Consider the following 19,763-nt stretch of genomic DNA (forward strand, 5'->3'; position numbering starts at 1 on the left):
ATGCGTGGTTGCAATTCGTCAATCAAGCGTGAGGAATAAACTTTACATAATCATGATTACGCGGCTCAGGGATCAGAACTCATTCCGCGGCCCACGTGATCCGGTCAGGCGCGGTCAGTCTTTGCCAAGCGTCATATTGCGACAGAAACACCTGCCCGTTCAATTCATCGAGGAAATGCGATTGCTTCAGGCGGTCCATGACCGGGCCTTTGACCTCACTCAGGTGCAGCCCGACACCCATGTCGCGCAGGCGGTGGTTGATCGCCTCAAGGCTTTCGAGCGCTGAGAAGTCGACCTCGTTCACCGCCGAGAACATCAGTACCACGTTGCGGATCTCGCAACCCTCGGTCACGCGCGACTGGATCAGATCCTCGAGGAAGCGGGCATTCACGAAATACAGGCTTTCATCCACCCGCAACGTGACCAGCGTGGGGTCGGTCTGGACCTTGTGGCGCAGGATGTTGCGGAAGTGTTGAGTGCCCGGCACCAGCCCCAGTTCGGCCACATGTGGACGTGAAGTCTTGTAAAGATGCAGAAGGATCGAGATTGCCACGCCGCTGGCAACACCCGCTTCGACGCCGGCCATCAGGGTCAGGACGATTGTAGCGGCGACGGCGGTGAAATCGGCCCGTGAATAGCCCCAGGTCTTTTTGAGGATTGAAAAATCCACCAGGCTAAGCACCGCCACGATGATCGTCGCGGCCAGCGTCGCCTTGGGCAAGAAATAGACAAGCGGGGTCAGGAAGAGTGCGGCAACCGCCAGCCCAACGGCGGTGAAGGCACCGGCCGCCGGGGTCTCGGCGCCCGCGTCGAAGTTCACCACCGAGCGCGAGAATCCGCCGGTGACCGGAAAGCCCCCGGTGAAGGCGGCGCCCAGATTGGCCGCGCCCAGGCCGATCAGTTCCTGGTCGGGATCGACGCGCTGACGTTTCTTGGCCGCCAGCGTCTGCGCGACCGAGATGCTTTCGACGAAGCCGATGATCGAGATCAGGATGGCGGGCACCAGCAGCGCGCCGATCAGGTCCGAGGACAGCCCCGGCAGGGTCAGCGGAGGCAGGCTTTGGGGCACCTCGCCCACGATCTTGACGCCGCGCGCGTCCAGCCCGAAGGCCCAGACCGCCATCGTGGTTGCCACTACCGCCACCACAGGCCCGGCCTTGGTCAGCACATCGGCCAAAAGCGGCGGTACGCCCATGCGCCGCAGCGCGGGTTTGAGGTTCTTGCGCACCCAGAACAGGAAAGCCGTGGCCAGTGCGCCGATCAACACCGTAATCCCGCTGGTCTGGTCCAGATGCGCCAAGATAGAGCCCAGCATCTCGGGCAGGGTATGGCCATGCGCGCTGACCCCCAGGATGTGTTTCAACTGGCTGGTGGCGATCAGAATGCCCGAGGCGGTGATGAAACCCGCGATCACCGGATGAGACAGGAAGTTGGCCAGAAAGCCCAGCCGGAACACACCCAGCAACACCAGGAACCCGCCCGACAGAAAGGCCAGTGTCAGCGCCGCCACCGCATAGCCGGCGGTGCCCTGTTCAGCCACCTGCCCCACGGCGGATGCGGTCAGCAGCGACACCACCGCCACCGGACCCACCGCCAGCGCCCGGCTGGTGCCGAAGATCGCATAGAGGATGATCGGCACGATCGAGGCATAGATACCCGCCTCGGGCGGCAGCCCCGCCAGCAGCGCATAGGCCAGCGATTGTGGGATCAGCATGATCGTCACGATCACCGCGGCGATCAGGTCATTGGACAGCGCCGCCCGGTCATACCGGCGGCCCCAATCCAGAATTGGCAAGTATCGCAACAGGTTGTGCATCGGTTCCACGTTCAAGAGGGCACAGGGCGGGTGTTGGATGGCGCAGGGCAAGAAGCCCTAGCGACCTATTCGGCCGCCACGTTCAGCGGCTCGGGCTTGGCCATCCATTCCTTGCCCTTCAGCATCGCCGACCAATAGACCGGCGGCAGCAGCTTTTCCTTGAGGACCCAGGCCGCGCGGCTGGGTTTGGTGCCGTCGATCAGGAACTTAGGGAAGCTGGGCTTCAGGACACCGCCATAGCCGAACTCGGCCAGCACGATCTTGCCGCGTTCCACCGTCAGCGGGCACGAGCCGTAACCGTCATAGGCCGCCACCGGGCCGCGGCCCTCGATATCGGCCACGATGTTGTCGGCCACCACCGGCGCCTGCTTGCGGGCAGCGGCCGCGGTTTTCGCGTTCGGCGCGTTCATCACGTCGCCCAGCGACCAGATGTTGTCAAAGCTCTTGTGGCGCAGCGTGGACTGATCCACATCGACCCAACCCGCCGCATCTGCCAGCGGCGATACCCGGATGAAGTCCGGCGCCACCTGCGGCGGGCAGACATGCATTATGTCGAACTCGACCGTCACCTGCTCGGGCTGCTCGTCGTGCTTGGCGACCTTGAACGTGGCGGTTTTCGCCGCCCCGTCCACCGCCACCAGATTGTGGAAGAAGTTCAGCGTGGCGTCGTATTTCCTGACATACTCCATCAGCGCCGGGACATAGTCCTTGACCCCGAACAGCACCCCGCCCGCATTCATGAACTGGATGTCGATATCCTTCAGAACCCCGCGTCGGACCCACGCATCGCCCGACAGATACATCGCCTTTTGCGGCGCGCCCGCACATTTGATCGGCATCGGCGGCTGGGTGAACAGCGCCCGTCCCACCTTCAGCCCTTCGACCAACTGCCAGGTATAGGGCGCCAGGTCATAGCGATAGTTCGAGGTCACGCCGTTGCGGCCCAGCGTTTCCTCCAGCCCTTCGACCGCACCCCAGTCCAGCTTGAGCCCCGGAGTCACCACCAGACGGTCGTATTTGACCACTCGGCAACCATCCAGAATGACGGCGTTGTTCTGTGGCTCGAACGCGGCCACGGCGGCCTTGATCCATTTGACCCCGCGCGGGATCAGCGCGCCCATGGTCTTGGCCGTCTGTTCCGGCGTGAACACGCCGCCGCCCACCAGGGTCCAGCCGGGTTGATAATAGTGCACGTCGGACGGGTCGATGATGGCAATCGACAGGTCGGATTTACGCGCATGCAGGCTGGCGGCGGTGGCGATGCCCCCTGCCCCGCCGCCCACGATCACCACGTCAAAGGACGCGTCGCCGGTGTCGGTGGGCGTCTTGCCGCCATTGGCGATGCGGCGGGCCACGCCGCTCATGTCATATCCGGCAGCCTTGGTTGAGGTCAGGATGTCAGGCAAGGCTCGGCCCTGCGCGGCCTCGTGCAGCGACCAAAGCGTGGCCGAGCGCGTGCCCGTCCGGCAATAGGCCAGGATCGGACCTGGCAGTTCGGTCAGGGCTTGACCGAAGGCCTGCGCGTCCTCATCCCGAACCAGGCCAGTCTGGACGGGAACGTACCGGGCTTCGATGCCAAGCTTTTCTGCAGCGGCCTCGATTTCCTCGAATGTCGGTTGGTCGGACCCTTCACCGTCGGGGCGATTGCAGATGATGGCGCGGAAGCCCGCGGCCTTGATCGCCGGGATATCGGCAAGCGTTACCTGTGGCGACACCGAGAGTGCGCCCGAAATCTTTCGGATTTCCATTGTTGTCTCCTGCGGTCAGATCTTGTTGACCGGAACCTTGAGCATCTGGTTGCCGTCCTTGTCGGTCGGGATGTCACCCGCCCGGATATTGACCTGGATCGACGGGATGATCAGGGTCGGCATCGCCAGCGTCGCGTCACGCTCGGTGCGCATCTTGATGAACTCGTCCCGCGACTTGCCGCCGCCCACATGAATGTTGTGCGCCTTTTCCTCGGCCACCGTGGTTTCCCAGCGGATGTCGCGACCGTTGGGACCGTAATCGTGGCACATGAACAGGCGGGTTTTGTCCGGCAGGCTCAGCACCTTCTGGATCGAGTCGTAAAGGGTTCCTGCATCTCCGCCCGGAAAGTCGGCTCGGGCCGAACCGCCATCGGGCATGAACAGCGTGTCACCCACAAAGGCCGCATCGCCCATCACATGCACCATGCAGGCTGGTGTATGGCCCGGTGTGTGCATGGTGAAGGCGGTCATGTTGCCGATGTTGTAGGTCATGCCGTCGGTGAACAGTGCATCAAACTGACTTCCGTCGCGCTGGAACTCGGTGCCCTCGTTGAAGATCTTGCCGAAGACTTCCTGCACGATCTTGATGTTCTCGCCGATGCCGATCTTGCCGCCCAGCTTCTGCTGGATGTAGGGCGCCGCCGACAGGTGGTCGGCATGGGCGTGGGTCTCGATGATCCACTCCAGTTTCAGGCCCTGTTTTTCGATCTCGGCGATCAGCAGGTCGGCATGTTCGAAGGTGATCCGTCCAGCGGCATAGTCGATGTCCATCACGCTGTCGATGATCGCGCAGGCGTTGGATGTCGGGTCCGAAACGATGTAGCTGATCGTCGCCGTGGCCTCGTCGTAGAAGCCCTGAACCTTGGGTTTGACGCTCAGATCCACCGGATATGCGGAAATTGGTGTCGCGATTGCGTCAGCCATTTTCTGGTTGTGGGTGTCGATTGCCTTTTGGTCGGTCATGATCGTGCCTCCTCTCTGACGCTCAGGCCTTGGCCGAACGTGTAATCAATGGTTGCCCTTGCAGAATGCGCGCCAGGGCCAGCCCGGCGGCGACCGCGCCCAGAAACAGCAGAACCTCCCACCGTCCGGTGCCCAGGGCCGGAATTGCCGCGCCCGGGCAGAATCCTGCGATGCCCCAGCCCACGCCAAACAAGGCTGAGCCGCCGACAAGCTTCATGTCGATGTGCTTTGCGCCCGGAATCTGGAACCGGTCCGCATAAAGCGGCGCGGCGCGTCGCCATACCAGGCGATAGCCGATGAATGTCACCACCAGCGCACCGCCCATTACGAAGGCGAGGCTGGGGTCCCAGGTTCCGGCCAGATCGAAGAAGTTCAACACCTTGGCCGGGTTCATCATGCCCGAGATCGCGATGCCAGTGCCGAAGACAAGGCCGGTCAGGAACGTATGGAACAGTTTCATTGCCTCACCCTCCGAATACGTGGCGGATCACGAAAACTGTGATGGCGGCAGTTGCCATGAAGGTCGGAACGGCGACCAGGGACCGGGTCGACAACCGCGACAGGCCGCATACTCCGTGACCCGAGGTGCACCCCGAGCCGAGGCTGGCGCCCAGGCCGACGATGACGCCGCCGACCACGATCATCAGCGGGCTGATCGGTACCTCGATGGCCGGCATGGAGCCGGTCAGCACGTAAATCAGACCCGGCGCAACGATCATTCCGGCAACAAGCGCCAGCCGCCAGGAAAACTCGGACCCGCTGTCAGGAAAGACCAGACCGGACATGATCCCGGTGGCACCCATGATGCGGCCGAGGCCCAACATCAACAACACTGCGCCCAAGCCTATCAGCAGGCCGCCGCCAAAGGATGCAAAAGGCGTGAATACGGTTTCCATATTATCTGGTCCTGCAGGTTTTGATGCCCAAAAGCGTGTACACCGGGCAGAATTTCATGGTCGCGGTCAACAGCATGATGATGCCGACGATCACAGCGCCATATTTGAAAAGGGGTGCGGCGAACAGGGCCAGCCCGCTGAAGAGTACCAGGTACAGCAGGACCAACCCAAGAGCTGCGCGCAGCGTGCGGTCGATCGTTCCGACGTTGTTGGTCATATCGCCCTCCATATTCAGGTTTCTGAATGGCATATATGACGCCAGGAGCGTCTCTTCAGTGACAATGTCACGAAAGCCGAGAAGATTCCCGAAAAATCAGGTGCTGTGGGCCAAAGCCTGCAAAGCCGTTGTGTCGGTGAGCGTTATCTTGCCCCGGGATTGCGAAACCAACTCGCGTTTCTGGAAGTCGTGGAGCACCCGCGAGACAACTTCACGCGCGGTTCCCAGTTCGCTGGCCAGTTGTTGATGTGTGGCCTGCACCTCGTTCGCGGCATCGGCCAATGCAAGCAGACGTTCCGCCAGCCGGACATCGATCCGGCCGAAGGCGACGTCATCGACCACACGCAGAAGGTCGATCAATCGGCGGGAATAGGCCTGGAACACGAAATCGCGGAACGCGTCCTCTTCCGCAGCTAGGCGGTCGAAGGCAAGCTTGGGCAGGACGATCGCGGTGACATCTGTTTCAGCAATGCCTTCGGCGTTATAGGCCTCTTCGGCCAGCATACATGCCGTGGTCAGCACGCAGCTTTCGCCGGCTTCGACCCGATACAAGACGATTTCGCGCCCCGTATCCGAGCTTTGTGAAACGCGGATCCGGCCTTCGTACAGAAACATGAGGCTGTCCGGCACATTGTCGGGCCCGAACACCTGGGCCCCGTTCCGGAACTTCACGATCCGCGCGGCCGCGCGCAACCGGGCGCGTACCGCATCGGGCAGGTGGCTGGTTCCGTGGAACCGCTGGGTCCAGTCAGTGATTGTCATGTGGCTGCTTGCATGGGTGGCCCAAAGCCCTCGTAGATCATTACGGTTCTGCCGTCTTTCGCCCGGCCTAGACGATACGTTCGTAACAACGCGTCCTGTGCACCTGCCGCATGGCCTAGGACAGAACCGTGGTCGCGATCAAGGGAAAGCGCCCGAAGGTGCCTCGGGTCTATCCTGTCAGTCGCGACCCAGATCCTTGAGGATCGGACAATCCGGGCGGTCATCTCCGGCGCATTCCTGGATCAGGTGCGACAGTGTTTCGCGCATGGCTTTCAAATCTTCGATCTTGGCATCGATCTCTTCGAGGTTCTGTTTCGCGATCCGCTTGACGTCCGCGCTGGCGCGGTGCTTGTCCTCATACAGCGCCAGCAGCGAGCGGCAGTCTTCGATGGTGAACCCCAGCGACCGCGCGCGCCCGATGAACGCCAGCTTGTGCAGTTCTTTCTCGTCGAAATGGCGGTATCCATTGGTCGAGCGTCTGGGTTTGATGAAACCGATATCCTCATAATACCGGATGGTCTTGGCCGGCAAACCCGAGCGTTCGGCGACGTCCCCGATGTTCATGGCGGCTCCTTTCCTATTCGGCGGGTGTGGGTGCGTGTGCGATGGTCTGCGGTTTGCGGTCGGATCCGCTCGGCGGCCGGGCCGCCTTGACCCAACGCAGCCGCAATGCGTTTGACAAGACGAACACGCTGGACAGCGCCATGGCGCCAGCCGCCAAAACCGGGGACAGCAAGGGTCCGCCAAAGGGATAGAGGATCCCCGCGGCCACCGGAATCAGCAGCGTGTTGTAGCCAAAGGCCCAGAACAGGTTCTGCCGGATATTGCACATGGTGCGCTGGCTGATATCGAAGGCGTTGACCACGCCGATCAGATCGCCCGACATCAGCACCACGTCTGCGGCCTCGATCGCAACGTCGGTCCCGGTGCCGATGGCAATGCCGACATCCGCGGCCGCCAGCGCCGGAGCGTCGTTGATCCCATCGCCGACAAAAGCCAACTTGCCGCCGTTCACGCGCAGGTTATTCAGTGCAGCGACTTTGCCTTCGGGCAGGACTTCGGCGACGACTGTGTCGATCCCAAGCTGTGCTGCGATGGCATCTGCCGTCGCTTTGTTGTCGCCCGTGATCATCGCCACTTTGAGCCCTAGTGCGTGCAAGGCTTCGATGGCCTCCGGTGTGCTGGGCTTGATCGGGTCGGCCACCGCGATTGCGGCGGCAGCGGTTCCGTCGATTGCGGCGTAGAGCGGTGTTCTGCCCTTGGCGGCCAGCGACGCGCCGTGATCTGACAACGCGCTGATTTCGATGCCTTCGCGCTCCATCAGACGATCGGCACCGATGAGGATGCTGTGCCCTTCGACGGCCGCTTGAACCCCATAGCCGGTGATCGACTTGAAATCCTCGGGCTTCGGCAGATTCAGGCCGCGTGTCTCGGCCGCGCGCACGATGGCGGTGGCGATCGGATGTTCCGAAGTGGCTTCGACGGCTGCGACCAGGCGCAGGACGGTGTCCTCATCCAGCCCTTGGGCAACCACAAGATCAGTCAGTTCCGGGCGGCCTTCCGTCAGGGTGCCGGTCTTGTCCACCGCTACAACAGTGGTTTCCTGCAACATCTGCAGCGCGTCGCCCTTGCGGAACAGAACGCCCATTTCCGCAGCGCGCCCCGTGCCCACCATGATCGATGTCGGCGTTGCCAGCCCCATTGCGCAGGGGCAGGCAATGATCAGCACCGCGACCCCGGCAACCAGAGCCATGCTGAGCGCCGGGTCCGGTCCGAACAGCAACCAAACAAGGACCGTCACGATCGCAACCGCAATCACCGCGGGCACAAACCAAAGGGTGATGCGGTCAACCATGCCCTGAATGGGCAGTTTCGCGCCCTGAGCCTGTTCGACCATCTGAATGATCTGCGCCAGCATCGTATCCGCTCCGATCTTTTCAGCGCGGACGGTCAATGCTCCGGTACCGTTCACGGTGCCACCTAAGACGGTTGCGTCAGAGGATTTCTCGACCGGAACGGGCTCACCCGTGATCATGCTTTCGTCGACATACGAAGTGCCGCTCAGCACCGAGCCATCGACCGGGATCTTTTCGCCGGGACGCACATGAACCAGATCGCCCACTGCGATCTGATCGATGGGCAGTTCGACGATGCGGTTCTCCCGTTCGACCCGCGCGGTTTTGGCCTGCAGGCCGACCAGCTTGCGGATCGCCTCGCCGGTTCGGCCTTTGGCGCGTGCCTCAAGGAAGCGGCCCAGCAGGATCAGAACCACAATGACCGCGGCCGCCTCGTAATAGACATTGGCCGTGCCGGTCGGAAGGATTTCGGGCGCAAAGGTCGATATCAGCGAGAACCCATAGGCCGCCGACGTGCCTAAAGCGACCAGCGAATTCATGTCTGGTGCGCCCTTGGCAAGTGCTGGAAAGCCCTTGGTGTAGAATTGAAGACCGGGCCCGAACAGGACCAGTGTCGTCAAGACGAACTGAATGTAGTGGCTGGCTTGCAGGCCGATGGTGCTTGCAATCAGGTGATGCATGCCGGGAATGACATGCGCGCCCATTTCAAGAATGAAAACCGGCAAGGCCAGGATTGCCGCAAACCCCGTTCGCAGTGCCAGTTTGCGGATTTCGTCAGCTTTTCGATCCTGCGCCGCTGCCTGAGCCGAGTTGCGCGGCGTCACCGGGTACCCGGCTGCGTTGGCCAATGCAGCAATCGCTTCGGGTGTCGTGGCGCCCGCTGCAAACTGGACGGTCGCGCTTTCCGAGGCGAGGTTGACCGACGCCGCCAGCACCCCCTGCCCGGCGAGCAAAGCCCTCTCGACCCGGCCGACGCATGAAGCACAGCTCATGCCCTGGATGTTGAGCGTGACGGTCTCGGTCACGGCGGGATAGCCCGCCGCCTCCATCGCCTGTGCGATGGCTTTGACATCAGCCGGAGCGTGGAAATCCACTTGGACGCTCTCATTCGCCAGGTTTACGGCAGCCGAGTCGACGCCCGGAACCGCGCTGAGCGCACGCTCAACCCGAGCCACGCAAGACGCGCAACTCATCCCCTGAACCTGAAATTTGGCATGTGAAATATTGGCCATGTCGTCACCACGATTATCCGGTCGACCCTGTACATAAGGGTTCCAGCAAGTGGAAGGTCAAGGCCCTCTGCGGAATATCCCTGCGCACCAAGCAAACCATCCCGTCAGGGCAAGAGCAGTTTGCTGCTGTGCTCCGTCGGCAACAGGGCAACGATGGATGGCGGCGGATCCTTGGTGAATTGAAGCGGGATCGCTTGGATGCGAGGGTATCACGCAAAGAGAATCACTTGGGAATCGGAAAGGTGCGGCATGACAACGAGGAAAGCATTGATTGGGCTATGCGCGCTGTCCCTGATTGCCGCCTGCACCGAGACCACGTCGATGTCCGGCGACAAAGCCCCCGGTGACCTTGCCAAAGTGCCCGAGGGCGTGGTCGAGATCGCCGCGCCGGGCCAGGACCTGACCGCCGTTCGCATCATGCCCGAAGACGGTTGTTACTGGTACCGGTACGTGGGCCCGGTCGAAACGACATACCTACCGCTGAGAACCGCCGATGGCCGCCCGATCTGCGCCCGGGCGTGACGGATCAGCTGCTGGCAGTCGCAAATCTTTCGGGTGGGTAAAGATGAGCCGTCGCGCCCGGCTGCACCCGGTCATACAGGCCTATGATATGGGCCATGACCATACGTACACAGCCTGAGCTTGCCCGCCCGCCGATAGACCGGGAATAGGGTGTTCCGTGGATGCGCAGATATGTGTCGCGATTGCCCTGAAACAGGTAGAAAGCGCGTGCGCCCAAGGGGTTGTTGGGTCCGCCGGGCATTCCGTCGGCAAACTGCGCATAGTCCTGCGGATCGCGTTTGATCATGTCTGCGGTCGGGGTCCAACGCGGCCATTTGGCTTTGCGCCGGATCGTGTAGGTCCCGGGTTCGTAGAGATTGCCACGGGCGATCGCCACGCCGTATCGCATCGCGGTTCCGCCCTCTTCGATGAAATACAGGTAGCGCGCGACCGCATCCACGTGAATGTCACCGGGCACCAGCGACCGATTGGTTTCGACCCGTTGCGGCAGAAACCGGGGATTCAACCCCCAAGGGTTCGAGGTGGCCGGGTCATAGTTGGCCGGCGTCACCTGCCTGTCCCAAGCCGCCCATTGAGATGCGGTCGACGCTTCGGCCGATGTCGCGCCAAGAATCGGTTGCGAGAAAACAGCAAGCGAAGTCGCAACAAAATGTCTTCTGGTCAGCATGTCTGCACCTCCAGTCGCCTTGCCGTGGCAGCAAGAAAAAAGATCGGACTAAACGATTCCCTGAAACAGACCCCGAGTCCATTCACTTGTTCGTTTGACGCAAAACCTTGTCGCAACTGGTGTTTTGAGGTCGTGCACAAACGGCTGCCGAAAGCCGCGCATCTGGATCAGACGAGTTTTTGAACCGCCCCGGGTGGGTTGTCATAAAACTGTTACGAAAGCGTTACATAAGCTTCGCACGCCCGGACTACTGCACTCAACAAGGCCGCAGGGGGCGGCCAAAGCTGATTCTCAGGAGTGACCATGACCACCATCAAACTGACCGCTTCGGTTCTGGCAATCACCGCGATCGCCGCGTCCGCTGCCTCGGCGCGCGACGCCATCCGTATCGTCGGATCGTCGACCGTATTCCCGTACACCCAAGCCGTGGCCGAGCAGTTCGCCAACAACACGGGCGCTGCTTCGCCCATCGTCGAATCGACCGGTACCGGCGGCGGCATGAAAATCTTCTGCGAAGGCATCGGCGAAAACACTGCCGACATCACCGGCGCATCGCGTGCCATGAAGGCCTCGGAATACGAGCTGTGCCAAAAGAACGGCGTGACCGACATCTCTGAAGCTCTGATCGGTTTCGACGGCCTGTCGATCGCCATCTCGCGCAGCAATGAACAGGATTGGGACCTGTCGCTGGCCGACATCTACATGGCTCTCGGCGCCCAGGTGCCGGTTGATGGCGAGTGGAAGGACAACCCGTACAAGACCTGGAACGAAATCAACCCCGACCTGCCGGCCGTGGAAATCCTGGCTTATGGACCGCCGCCGACCTCGGGCACCCGCGACGCGTTCGTCGAGCTGGCCATGCATGAAGGCTGCAAAGAGCTGGACTTCGTCAAGAGCGGTGACTTCGACAAGAAATGGGTCAAGGAAAACTGCTCGCGCATGCGTACCGACGGACCCTTCGTCGAAGCGGGCGAGAATGACAACCTGATCGTTCAGCGCCTTGAGGCGGACCCGAACGCCGTGGGCATCTTCGGCTACTCGTTCCTGTACGAGAACCTGGACAAGCTGAAGCCGGTCACGATCGAAGGCGTCGAGCCGAATGCCGACACCATCGCCGACAAATCCTACCCGGTGTCCCGCCCGCTGTACTTCTATGTAAAGAATGCGCATCGCGGCGTGATCCCGAACCTGGACGAGTTCCTGGAAGAATACATGTCGGATGATGCTTTGGCATCCGACGGCTACCTGGCCGAACGTGGTCTGGTTGGCCTGTCCGACGAGCGCCGTGAAGAGCTGCAGGACGCAATTCTGGACGGCCAGAACATGGAACCCAAGTCGTAAGATTTGCAATTCACAGGGCTGTCCGGCCGCGAAACCGGGCAGCCCATTTTTGTGCCTGGGGGGCAGATGACTACTTTCGTGTTTGCGGCGCTGTTGGGCGTCAGTATCCTTGGATATTTGCTGAACAGACGGGCTGCGGCCGGTCTGCGCGCAGATGGGACGTCCCTGCACTCCCTGCCCGGCTATCACGGGCTGTTTTCTTTTCTGTCCACGCTGGTTCCAGTCTTTGTGCTGATCGTACTTTGGCTGATCTTGCAGGGGCCGGTGATCGACCATGTGGTCATGTCGGGCCTGCCTGCCGGCAGCCTTGACGGATTGGACACTGGCGGGCGCCAGCTGGTGCTGGCCGAGATCAAGTCGATCTCGCGCGGTCAGATTTTCGGCGAGCCGGAACAGTGGAAGATGGACGCAGCCCAGCGGTATCTTGAACTGCATCAGATGTCGGGATGGGTTCTGCTGTCGATCGTTGTCATTCTGTCACTGGCCATCGTGGCATTTGCCCGGTCGCGTGTCGGCGTCGAATTCCGCGCCCGCCACAGTGTGGAACGCATCGTTTCCGGCCTAATGATTTTCTGCTCGACCGTCGCCATCTTTACGACCGTCGGCATCATTGCCGCGCTGCTGTTCGAATCCATCCGCTTTTTCGAGATGGTGCCGATCACCGAGTTCTTCTTCGGGCTGAACTGGGAACCGCAGATTCCTCTGCGCGAGGACCAGATTGCGGCCGAAGGTGCCTTTGGCTGGCTTCCGGTCATCCTCGGCACGATCGTCATTACCGTGGTCGCGTTGTTCCTGGCGGTGCCGGTGGGCCTGCTGTCGGCCATCTACCTGAACGAATTCGCGCCCGACCGCTTGCGGGCGGTGGCCAAGCCAGTGCTGGAGATTCTGGCCGGCGTGCCGACCGTGGTCTATGGCTTTTTCGCGATCCTGGTCGTGGCCCCGGCCATGCGCAGTTTCGGAGCCTCACTGGGCATTCCGGTTTCGCCCAACACGGCGCTGGCCGCAGGCAGCGTGATGGGCATCATGCTGATCCCGTTCATCTCGTCCTTTACCGACGACGCCCTGTCAGCCGTGCCGAAATCTCTGCGCGACGGAGCGCTGGCCTTGGGTGCGACACGGGCCGAGACGGTTCTGAACGTGCTGTTTCCCGCCGCCATCCCCGGCATCGTCGGTGGCATCCTGTTGGCCGTCAGCCGCGCGATCGGGGAAACCATGATCGTTGTGATGGCGGCGGGCCTGATCGCCTCGCTGACCATCAACCCGCTGGACAGCGTGACCACGGTGACCGTGCAGATCGTCACGCTTCTAATCGGCGATACCTCGTTCGACAACCCCAAGACGCTGGCAGCCTTTGCCCTGGGCATGATGCTGTTCGTCGTCACCCTGATCATCAACGTCTTCGCGCTGCGCATCGTGCGCAAGTACCGCGAAGCCTATGACTGAGGCCAAGAATCATGGCTGACCTGACCGCAGGACAAAACAATTCGCCCAAAGGCGGAGACACCGCCGACGCCGTGCGCGCCAGCTTGGCCCGCCGCAACCGCAAGCAGAAAATACTCCAGGGCCTTGGCCTGGGCGCCATCGGATTTGCATTTCTGATGCTGTTCATCCTGGTGGCCTCGCTTGTGTCATCCGGATATCAGGCGTTCACCCAGACCAAGATCACGCTCGAGGTCTATGTCGACCCCGAGGAGATCGAGCCCGAAAAGCTGCCGAGGGGCGGTTTCAAGGACGTGTTGCAAGCCTCGCTGTCCGAGTTGCTGCCCGAGGTGGACACCAGCGATCGGGCTACCCGAAAGGCCCTGTCAGGCATTCTGTCCAACGGAGCGCAATTTGATCTGCGCGACCGGGTGGTGGCCGACCCTGCGCTGATTGGTCAGACCATCACGATGACCGTGCCGGTATCTGACCCGTATGACCAGCTGAACAAGGGCACCATCGACCGCGACACGCCCGAACAGAACCGCCGCTTGAACGATGCCGAGATTGCGTGGTTCGATCAGCTCAAGGCCGAAGGCGTGATCAGCAAGCCGCTGAACACCGGCCTGGTCACCAATGCCGACAGCCGGTTCCCCGAATTGGCGGGCCTGAAGGGCGCGCTGATCGGGTCGTTCTGGGCGCTGTTCGTGTGTTTCGTGATTTCCTTCCCGCTGGGCATCGGCGCGGCGATCTACCTTGAGGAATTCGCGCCCAAGAACAAGGTCAGTGACTTCATCGAGGTCAACATCAACAACCTGGCCGCGGTGCCGTCGGTCGTTTTCGGCCTGTTGGCGCTGGCGGTGTTCATCGGCTGGTTCGGGCTACCGCGCTCGGCCCCGTTCGTGGGTGGCATGACGCTGGCGCTGATGACCATGCCGACGATCATCATCGCCACCCGCGCGGCGCTGAAGGCCGTGCCGCCATCGATCCGCGAGGCGGCTCTGGGCATCGGTGCGTCCAAGCACCAGGTGGTGTTCGGACATGTGCTGCCGTTGGCGATGCCTGGCATCCTGACCGGTACGATCATCGGGCTGGCGCAGGCCTTGGGGGAAACTGCTCCGTTGCTGCTGATCGGGATGAACGCGTTCATCACCTCGGCCCCGGCTGGCCCGTTCGACAGTGCCACCGCCCTACCCACGCAGATCTTCATCTGGGCTGACAGCCCCGAGCGCGGCTTCGTCAGCCGGACCTCGGCCGCGATCCTGGTGCTGCTGGGGTTCCTGGTCACGATGAATGCAATCGCGATCTATCTTCGCAACAAATTCGAGCGCAGCTGGTAAGCGCAAAGGGGTCATCATGATGAACGACATGAGCAAGATCGAGCCGAGTACCGCCGTCGACGCCATCAAAATTCAGGCGAAGGGCGTCCAGGTCTTTTATGGCGACAACCAGGCAATCAAGGACGTATCGGTCGACATTCTCGACAAAACGGTAACCGCTTTCATCGGCCCGTCCGGATGCGGCAAGTCCACGTTCCTGCGCTGCCTGAACCGGATGAACGACACGATTGACGTCTGCCGCGTCGAAGGCGACATCCGGATCGACAACGAAGACATCTACGACAAACGGATCGACCCGGTGCAGCTGCGTGCCAAGGTGGGTATGGTGTTCCAAAAGCCGAACCCGTTCCCCAAGTCGATCTACGACAACGTAGCCTATGGTCCCCGGATCCACGGACTGGCCAGAACAAAAGCCGATCTGGATGAGATCGTTGAGAAATCCCTGCGCCGTGGCGCCATCTGGGATGAGGTGAAGGATCGCCTACACGAGCCTGGCACCGGCTTGTCCGGCGGTCAGCAGCAGCGCCTTTGCATTGCGCGCGCGGTTGCCACTGAACCCGAGGTCCTGTTGATGGACGAGCCGTGCTCGGCTTTGGATCCAATCGCAACCGCCCAGGTCGAGGAACTGATTGACGAGTTGAAGCTGAACTTCTCGGTGGTGATCGTCACGCACTCGATGCAGCAGGCGGCTCGGGTCAGCCAGAAAACGGCGTTCTTCCACCTCGGCAGCTTGGTGGAATACGGGGACACGGGGCACATCTTCACCAATCCCGAAGACCCGCGCACGGAATCCTACATCACCGGGAGAATCGGATGACCCAGGACGCCATGAAGGACAAGCACATCGTCCGATCGTTTGATCAGGAACTTGAGTCCGTTCAGGCGCATCTGATGCGCATGGGTGGGTTGGTCGAGAGCTGCCTGTCGGACGCGATCCGGGCACTGTGCGACAAGGATGTCGAACTCGCCGCGCGCACCGTCAAGGCCGACCGCGCCATCGACGAGTTGGAGGAGATGGTCAAGAACGACAGCGCCAACATAATCGCGCGGCGCGCGCCTACGGCCATCGACCTGCGCGTGGTCCTGGCGACCTTCACCATCGCCAACCAGCTCGAGCGCAGTGGGGATCATGCAAAAAACATCGCCAAGCGTGCGGTGACCCTGGCGGACTCGGCGAGTTTGGACGAAGTCAAATCGGCCATCGCGCGTCAGGCCCAGCTGGTGCAGAGCATGATTGCGGATGCCTTGGATTGCTTCATCCAGCGGGACGCGGACAAGGCCCAGGCCATCCGTGAACGTGACGCCGATGTGGATGCGATGTACAATAACGTCTTTCGCGCTCTGCTGACCCATATGATGGAGAACCCGGGCAATATCACCCCGGGCATGCATCTGCATTTCGTGGCCAAAAACCTCGAGCGGATCGGTGATCATGCTACCGGGATCGCGGAGCAGACCATCTACCTTGTCAGTGGGCAGTTGCCTGATGATGACCGCCCGCGCCTCGACAAGACACCGACGGAAACCACCGAGGTCCTGTGATGTCAACGCCATCGATCCTTGTCGTCGAAGATGAGCCCGCACAGCGCGAGATCATCTGCTACAACCTCGAGGCCGAAGGCTTTGACGTGCGCCAGGCCGAAACCGGTGACGAGGCGCTGCTGCAGATCAAGGAAGTGCCGCCCGATCTGATCCTGCTGGACTGGATGCTGCCCGGCGTTTCCGGGATCGAGATTTGCCGCCAGCTGAAGATGACCGCTGCGACCCGAGCTATTCCGGTGATCATGCTCTCGGCCAAATCCGAAGAGGTCGACAAGGTGCGCGGACTTGAGACAGGTGCCGACGACTATGTCACCAAGCCTTATTCGGTGATCGAACTGATGGCCCGGGTCAAATCCCAGTTCCGGAGGACCCGCCCCGCAGCCGTAGGCGAGCGGTTGGAATACGATGACATCGTCCTGGATGCCGAGACGCACCGCGTGACCCGCGCGGACGAGGACATCAAGCTGGGCCCGACAGAGTTCCGGCTGCTGTCGACCTTCATGGAAAAGCCGGGCCGGGTCTGGAGTCGCGAGCAATTGCTCGACCGGGTCTGGGGGCGCGACATCTACGTGGATACCCGGACCGTCGACGTGCATATCGGGCGTTTGCGTAAAGCTTTGACGGTGCGTGGGGGGGATGACCCGATCCGCACCGTGCGCGGGGCCGGTTACGCGCTCGGCTGAGCACCGGTCCCTGCCATTTCGCGCAGGTGGCACCCCAGCATCAGCAGCGCAGGCCAGAGCAGATAGGCCTCGATCTCGATGTTTTCGCCGAAGGTAAGCAGCAGCAGGGTCATCAGCAGGCCCAGCGGCAAGCGTCCGCGCGCCGAGCGGACCGCGTCGGTGATCACCGCGCCGAAATGCACGGCGAAGGGGACAAGAAACGCCATGAAGCCGGTGATGCCCTTGACGAACAGAAGGCCGTACCAAGTGTGGTGGCTTCCGATGGGCATGTACTCGACCAAATGCGCACCGGGCTGAACCGTTCCGTGACCAAACAGCACCGCGTCGGACTGCCAGCGCTCATAGGCGATGCGTTGAAGGGTTTCGCGCACACGGGTGCTGTCGGCGCGCGCCGATTTGAAATTCTGCAGCGCCTGATTGCCGAGATCGATCGCGGCGGCACCCCACGCCGCGGACGCCGTTGCCACGGCCGACACCAGAAACCATCCGATGCTGCGCGCCACCAACGGCAAAAGGCGCGGCCCCAGCGTGCAGGTCACCAACCCGACCAGCCCCATGCGGGATTTCGACGCCAGGATCATCACAATGCCTGCACTCAGACCGACGGCCATCCATCCCCGGTGCCGCTCTTCGAGCGCGAACAGGACCATGCATACCCCCAGCAGGGCGGCAAATGGCGACCAGGGCGCGAAGAACTGCCACCGGGGCGTCCAACTGGCCGGGTCGATCGTGTAGAGATAGACCGAGAAATACTCGGGCCCCGGCCCACCTACCGCCTTGAGCGGTGAGGTGAAGATCTGGCTGGGCAAGCCCAGATAAGGTGCCGCCAACAGCGGGGGCGCAAGGCACAGGGTCCACAGCCCCAGTCTGCACTGGCCCCGCACCAGAACCTCGCGCCGGATCGGCAGCACGGCCCCGGCCAGAATGAACAATGGAATAAGCGCCCAGCCCTTGGCCCAGCCGATCGAAGACTTGATGGTTTTACCCAGCCCCAGCCCCCAATCCAGATGGCCGGCCCACAGTGCAAACAGCATCAACAGCATGCCGGCCATCCATAGCCAAACCAGCGCCGGAACCGGCCCGGTGGCCCGCAGGTCCGGACGGATCGTCGGCCCCAGATACAAGGCCAGCGCCGCCAACCCCGCCAGGGACCATCCCAGTACCGGCCCGACGACATAGAGCGCGCCGATGGCATAGAACGGCCATGTCCAGACCAGCGCGCGCCAGACAAACCGCTCGGCCGGGTTCTGCGGCTCGGCCTGGGTCATGCCTTGTTCTTGCCTGTGTTTTCCAGCAGCCGCGAGATCAGCGGGTTGCGGACCCATGCCAGCGTCAGCCCGATCAAAAGCATCAATGTGGCGGCAATCCCGGCCGCGATCGACAGCTTCTTGTTGGGTGAAGACGGTCGTTCCGGCAGCGACGGATTTTCCAGCACCTGGATCAGCGGGTACGAGGCATAGACATCGGTCTTTTTTGATTCCGACCGGGCGATGGCCGAGGCAAAGACGGCTTCGGCCACGGCAAAATCTCTTTGACGGTCTTCAAGTTCGGCGGCCACCGGCGCCAGCGCGGACAGGCGTGCAGTTTCGGCCGCGACCTGTGCGGCGAGGGTTTTTACGTGCTTCTCCTGCCCTGCGCGCAGGGCGTTTTCGCGGACAAGCTCGCTGAGCAACTGCGCGCGCTCTCCCTCGGGGGCGCGGTCCAGACCCGCGAGCTGCTCGACAGACAGGCCGGTCACCTCGGCCGCGCGTTGGACGGCAACCTTGCGTGCGCCTTCATATTCGTCCCGCGCTGTGCGGTAGACCGGGTGGCGCGGTCCGTAATTGGCATCGGCCTGCGCCAGCTTGGCCGCGCCGGCCGAAACATCCTTGAGCAACGACATATATTGCGCGTCGGCGTACAGCTTCAGCGTCACCGCGGCGGCATCCGGCGGCAGATCCAGCGCAGTCTCAAGCGCCGCGACGCGCTCGGCCTGGCGCGCCAGTGTGCTTTCCTCGGCCCGCAGCGTCTGGCGCGCGCGGTCATTGGCGGCCACCTGCTCACGGTATTGGGCGGCCGAGAGCAGCCCGCTCTGCCGCTGCAACTGCTCGATCGCAGCGCGGGTTTCACGAACCGAGCGCTGATACTCGTCGATTGCGCCACTGTTGCTGGCTTCGCGCGTGGCGATCTCGTCCGCGCGCAAGGCGTCGATCTCGGCAAAGAACGCAGCGACAAGGGCATCGCCGTGGCGTTGCGCGTCCCCCGGGCTGGCGGCCTCCATTTCGATATGGATCAGGCTGGTCTGGTCCACCAGGCGGATGCGCGGCTTGCCGAACGCATCGCGCTCGGCTCCGACGGCGCGTGCGGCCGCATCCAGAATGCGATCGGCCGACAACAGCCGCTTGTAGGTTTCGGTGGGGCTGATCGAGCCGTTGGCAAAGGCTGAATTGGCGTAGGACGAGGCCTGCCCGATATTGGCCAGATTAACCGAGGCCGACGCACCCGACCCCGGCAGGATCAACGAGGCGTGGGATGCGTATTTGACCGGCGCGGTTGCCAGATACCCGCTGATCGGGGCCCAGATGCAACTGGATCCCAGAAGAAACAACGCAACGTATCGCGGCAGCCGTCCCGCATCGGTCAGCCGCCCGCCCTTGAGAACGCGCCGCCAGCCCAGCGACCGGATGTCAGTGCGGCTGATGCGCGCCCAGTCCCAGGGGCGGTTTGGCGCAAGCGTTTGACGGTTGTCGGAAATCTGGTTCGGCATATCAAATCCTCTC

19 protein-coding genes are annotated in these 19,763 nt (G+C 62.1%); 7 read left to right on the plus strand and 12 right to left on the minus strand.

The window, feature by feature from the left end:
* Positions 1-79: 79 nt before the first annotated feature.
* From GOW72_RS13985 to GOW72_RS14025, 9 genes are all read right to left on the minus strand, one after another.
* A complete protein-coding gene (locus tag GOW72_RS13985) occupies positions 80-1,816 on the minus strand; it encodes a SulP family inorganic anion transporter (RefSeq protein WP_170367461.1) in 1,737 nt (578 codons plus the stop codon).
* A 65-nt stretch (positions 1,817-1,881) separates the two neighbouring features.
* Positions 1,882-3,564: a bifunctional protein tyrosine phosphatase family protein/NAD(P)/FAD-dependent oxidoreductase gene (locus GOW72_RS13990; RefSeq protein ID WP_170367254.1), complete on the minus strand. Its 1,683-nt coding sequence runs from the start codon at positions 3,562-3,564 to the stop codon at positions 1,882-1,884.
* Positions 3,565-3,579: 15 nt separating this feature from the next.
* Entirely contained in the window at positions 3,580-4,464 is an 885-nt protein-coding gene (locus GOW72_RS13995) for an MBL fold metallo-hydrolase (RefSeq protein ID WP_170367462.1), read from the minus strand.
* 85 nt (positions 4,465-4,549) lie between these two features.
* Entirely contained in the window at positions 4,550-4,987 is a 438-nt protein-coding gene (locus GOW72_RS14000) for a DUF6691 family protein (protein WP_093963297.1), read from the minus strand.
* Positions 4,988-4,991: 4 nt separating this feature from the next.
* A complete protein-coding gene (locus tag GOW72_RS14005) occupies positions 4,992-5,423 on the minus strand; it encodes a YeeE/YedE family protein (protein ID WP_170365772.1) in 432 nt (143 codons plus the stop codon).
* A gap of 1 nt (position 5,424) precedes the next feature.
* Complete coding sequence (locus tag GOW72_RS14010; protein ID WP_170359531.1) at positions 5,425-5,640, minus strand: YgaP family membrane protein; 216 nt, start codon at positions 5,638-5,640, stop codon at positions 5,425-5,427.
* A gap of 96 nt (positions 5,641-5,736) precedes the next feature.
* Entirely contained in the window at positions 5,737-6,402 is a 666-nt protein-coding gene (locus tag GOW72_RS14015; protein WP_170367255.1) for a Crp/Fnr family transcriptional regulator, read from the minus strand.
* Between the two features lie 177 nt (positions 6,403-6,579).
* The gene (gene cueR / locus GOW72_RS14020; protein WP_170341589.1) at positions 6,580-6,966 is read right to left on the minus strand and encodes a Cu(I)-responsive transcriptional regulator; all 387 of its coding nucleotides are present in this window, start codon (positions 6,964-6,966) and stop codon (positions 6,580-6,582) included.
* A gap of 13 nt (positions 6,967-6,979) precedes the next feature.
* Positions 6,980-9,490, minus strand: coding sequence for a heavy metal translocating P-type ATPase (locus GOW72_RS14025; protein WP_170367256.1), 2,511 nt, complete (start codon positions 9,488-9,490; stop codon positions 6,980-6,982).
* 249 nt (positions 9,491-9,739) lie between these two features.
* Between GOW72_RS14025 and GOW72_RS14030 the strand changes: the two genes are divergently transcribed.
* Positions 9,740-10,012: a hypothetical protein gene (locus GOW72_RS14030; RefSeq protein WP_170341585.1), complete on the plus strand. Its 273-nt coding sequence runs from the start codon at positions 9,740-9,742 to the stop codon at positions 10,010-10,012.
* A 4-nt stretch (positions 10,013-10,016) separates the two neighbouring features.
* Here GOW72_RS14030 and GOW72_RS14035 read toward each other — a convergent pair whose 3' ends face one another.
* Positions 10,017-10,679: a L,D-transpeptidase gene (locus GOW72_RS14035; protein WP_093963303.1), complete on the minus strand. Its 663-nt coding sequence runs from the start codon at positions 10,677-10,679 to the stop codon at positions 10,017-10,019.
* 303 nt (positions 10,680-10,982) lie between these two features.
* On the opposite strand from GOW72_RS14035, the gene GOW72_RS14040 reads away from it, so the two are divergent.
* From GOW72_RS14040 to phoB, 6 genes are all read left to right on the plus strand, one after another.
* Entirely contained in the window at positions 10,983-12,020 is a 1,038-nt protein-coding gene (locus GOW72_RS14040; RefSeq protein ID WP_093963304.1) for a substrate-binding domain-containing protein, read from the plus strand.
* 66 nt (positions 12,021-12,086) lie between these two features.
* A complete protein-coding gene (gene pstC / locus GOW72_RS14045) occupies positions 12,087-13,463 on the plus strand; it encodes a phosphate ABC transporter permease subunit PstC (RefSeq protein ID WP_244952436.1) in 1,377 nt (458 codons plus the stop codon).
* An 11-nt stretch (positions 13,464-13,474) separates the two neighbouring features.
* On the plus strand, positions 13,475-14,779 hold the full coding sequence (gene pstA / locus GOW72_RS14050; RefSeq protein WP_170341613.1) for a phosphate ABC transporter permease PstA: 1,305 nt from the start codon (positions 13,475-13,477) through the stop codon (positions 14,777-14,779).
* Between the two features lie 19 nt (positions 14,780-14,798).
* The gene (pstB, locus tag GOW72_RS14055; RefSeq protein WP_093963750.1) at positions 14,799-15,596 is read left to right on the plus strand and encodes a phosphate ABC transporter ATP-binding protein PstB; all 798 of its coding nucleotides are present in this window, start codon (positions 14,799-14,801) and stop codon (positions 15,594-15,596) included.
* Positions 15,593-16,321, plus strand: a complete 729-nt coding sequence (phoU, locus tag GOW72_RS14060) for a phosphate signaling complex protein PhoU (protein WP_244952437.1) — start codon at positions 15,593-15,595, stop codon at positions 16,319-16,321. Before pstB ends, phoU begins: the two co-directional genes overlap by 4 nt.
* Complete coding sequence (gene phoB, locus GOW72_RS14065; RefSeq protein WP_170367257.1) at positions 16,321-17,004, plus strand: phosphate regulon transcriptional regulator PhoB; 684 nt, start codon at positions 16,321-16,323, stop codon at positions 17,002-17,004. The genes phoU and phoB overlap by 1 nt, the downstream gene beginning before the upstream one ends.
* Here phoB and GOW72_RS14070 read toward each other — a convergent pair.
* Both GOW72_RS14070 and GOW72_RS14075 read right to left on the minus strand, forming a co-directional pair.
* Positions 16,989-18,272, minus strand: a complete 1,284-nt coding sequence (locus tag GOW72_RS14070; RefSeq protein ID WP_170367258.1) for an O-antigen ligase domain-containing protein — start codon at positions 18,270-18,272, stop codon at positions 16,989-16,991. The two genes, phoB and GOW72_RS14070, sit on opposite strands and share 16 nt — an antisense overlap.
* Complete coding sequence (locus tag GOW72_RS14075; RefSeq protein WP_170367259.1) at positions 18,269-19,750, minus strand: GumC family protein; 1,482 nt, start codon at positions 19,748-19,750, stop codon at positions 18,269-18,271. The genes GOW72_RS14070 and GOW72_RS14075 overlap by 4 nt, the downstream gene beginning before the upstream one ends.
* Positions 19,751-19,763: the final 13 nt, after the last annotated feature.

It is taken from the genome of Ruegeria arenilitoris, assembly GCF_013032855.1.
In the GTDB taxonomy this organism is placed as follows: domain Bacteria; phylum Pseudomonadota; class Alphaproteobacteria; order Rhodobacterales; family Rhodobacteraceae; genus Ruegeria; species Ruegeria arenilitoris.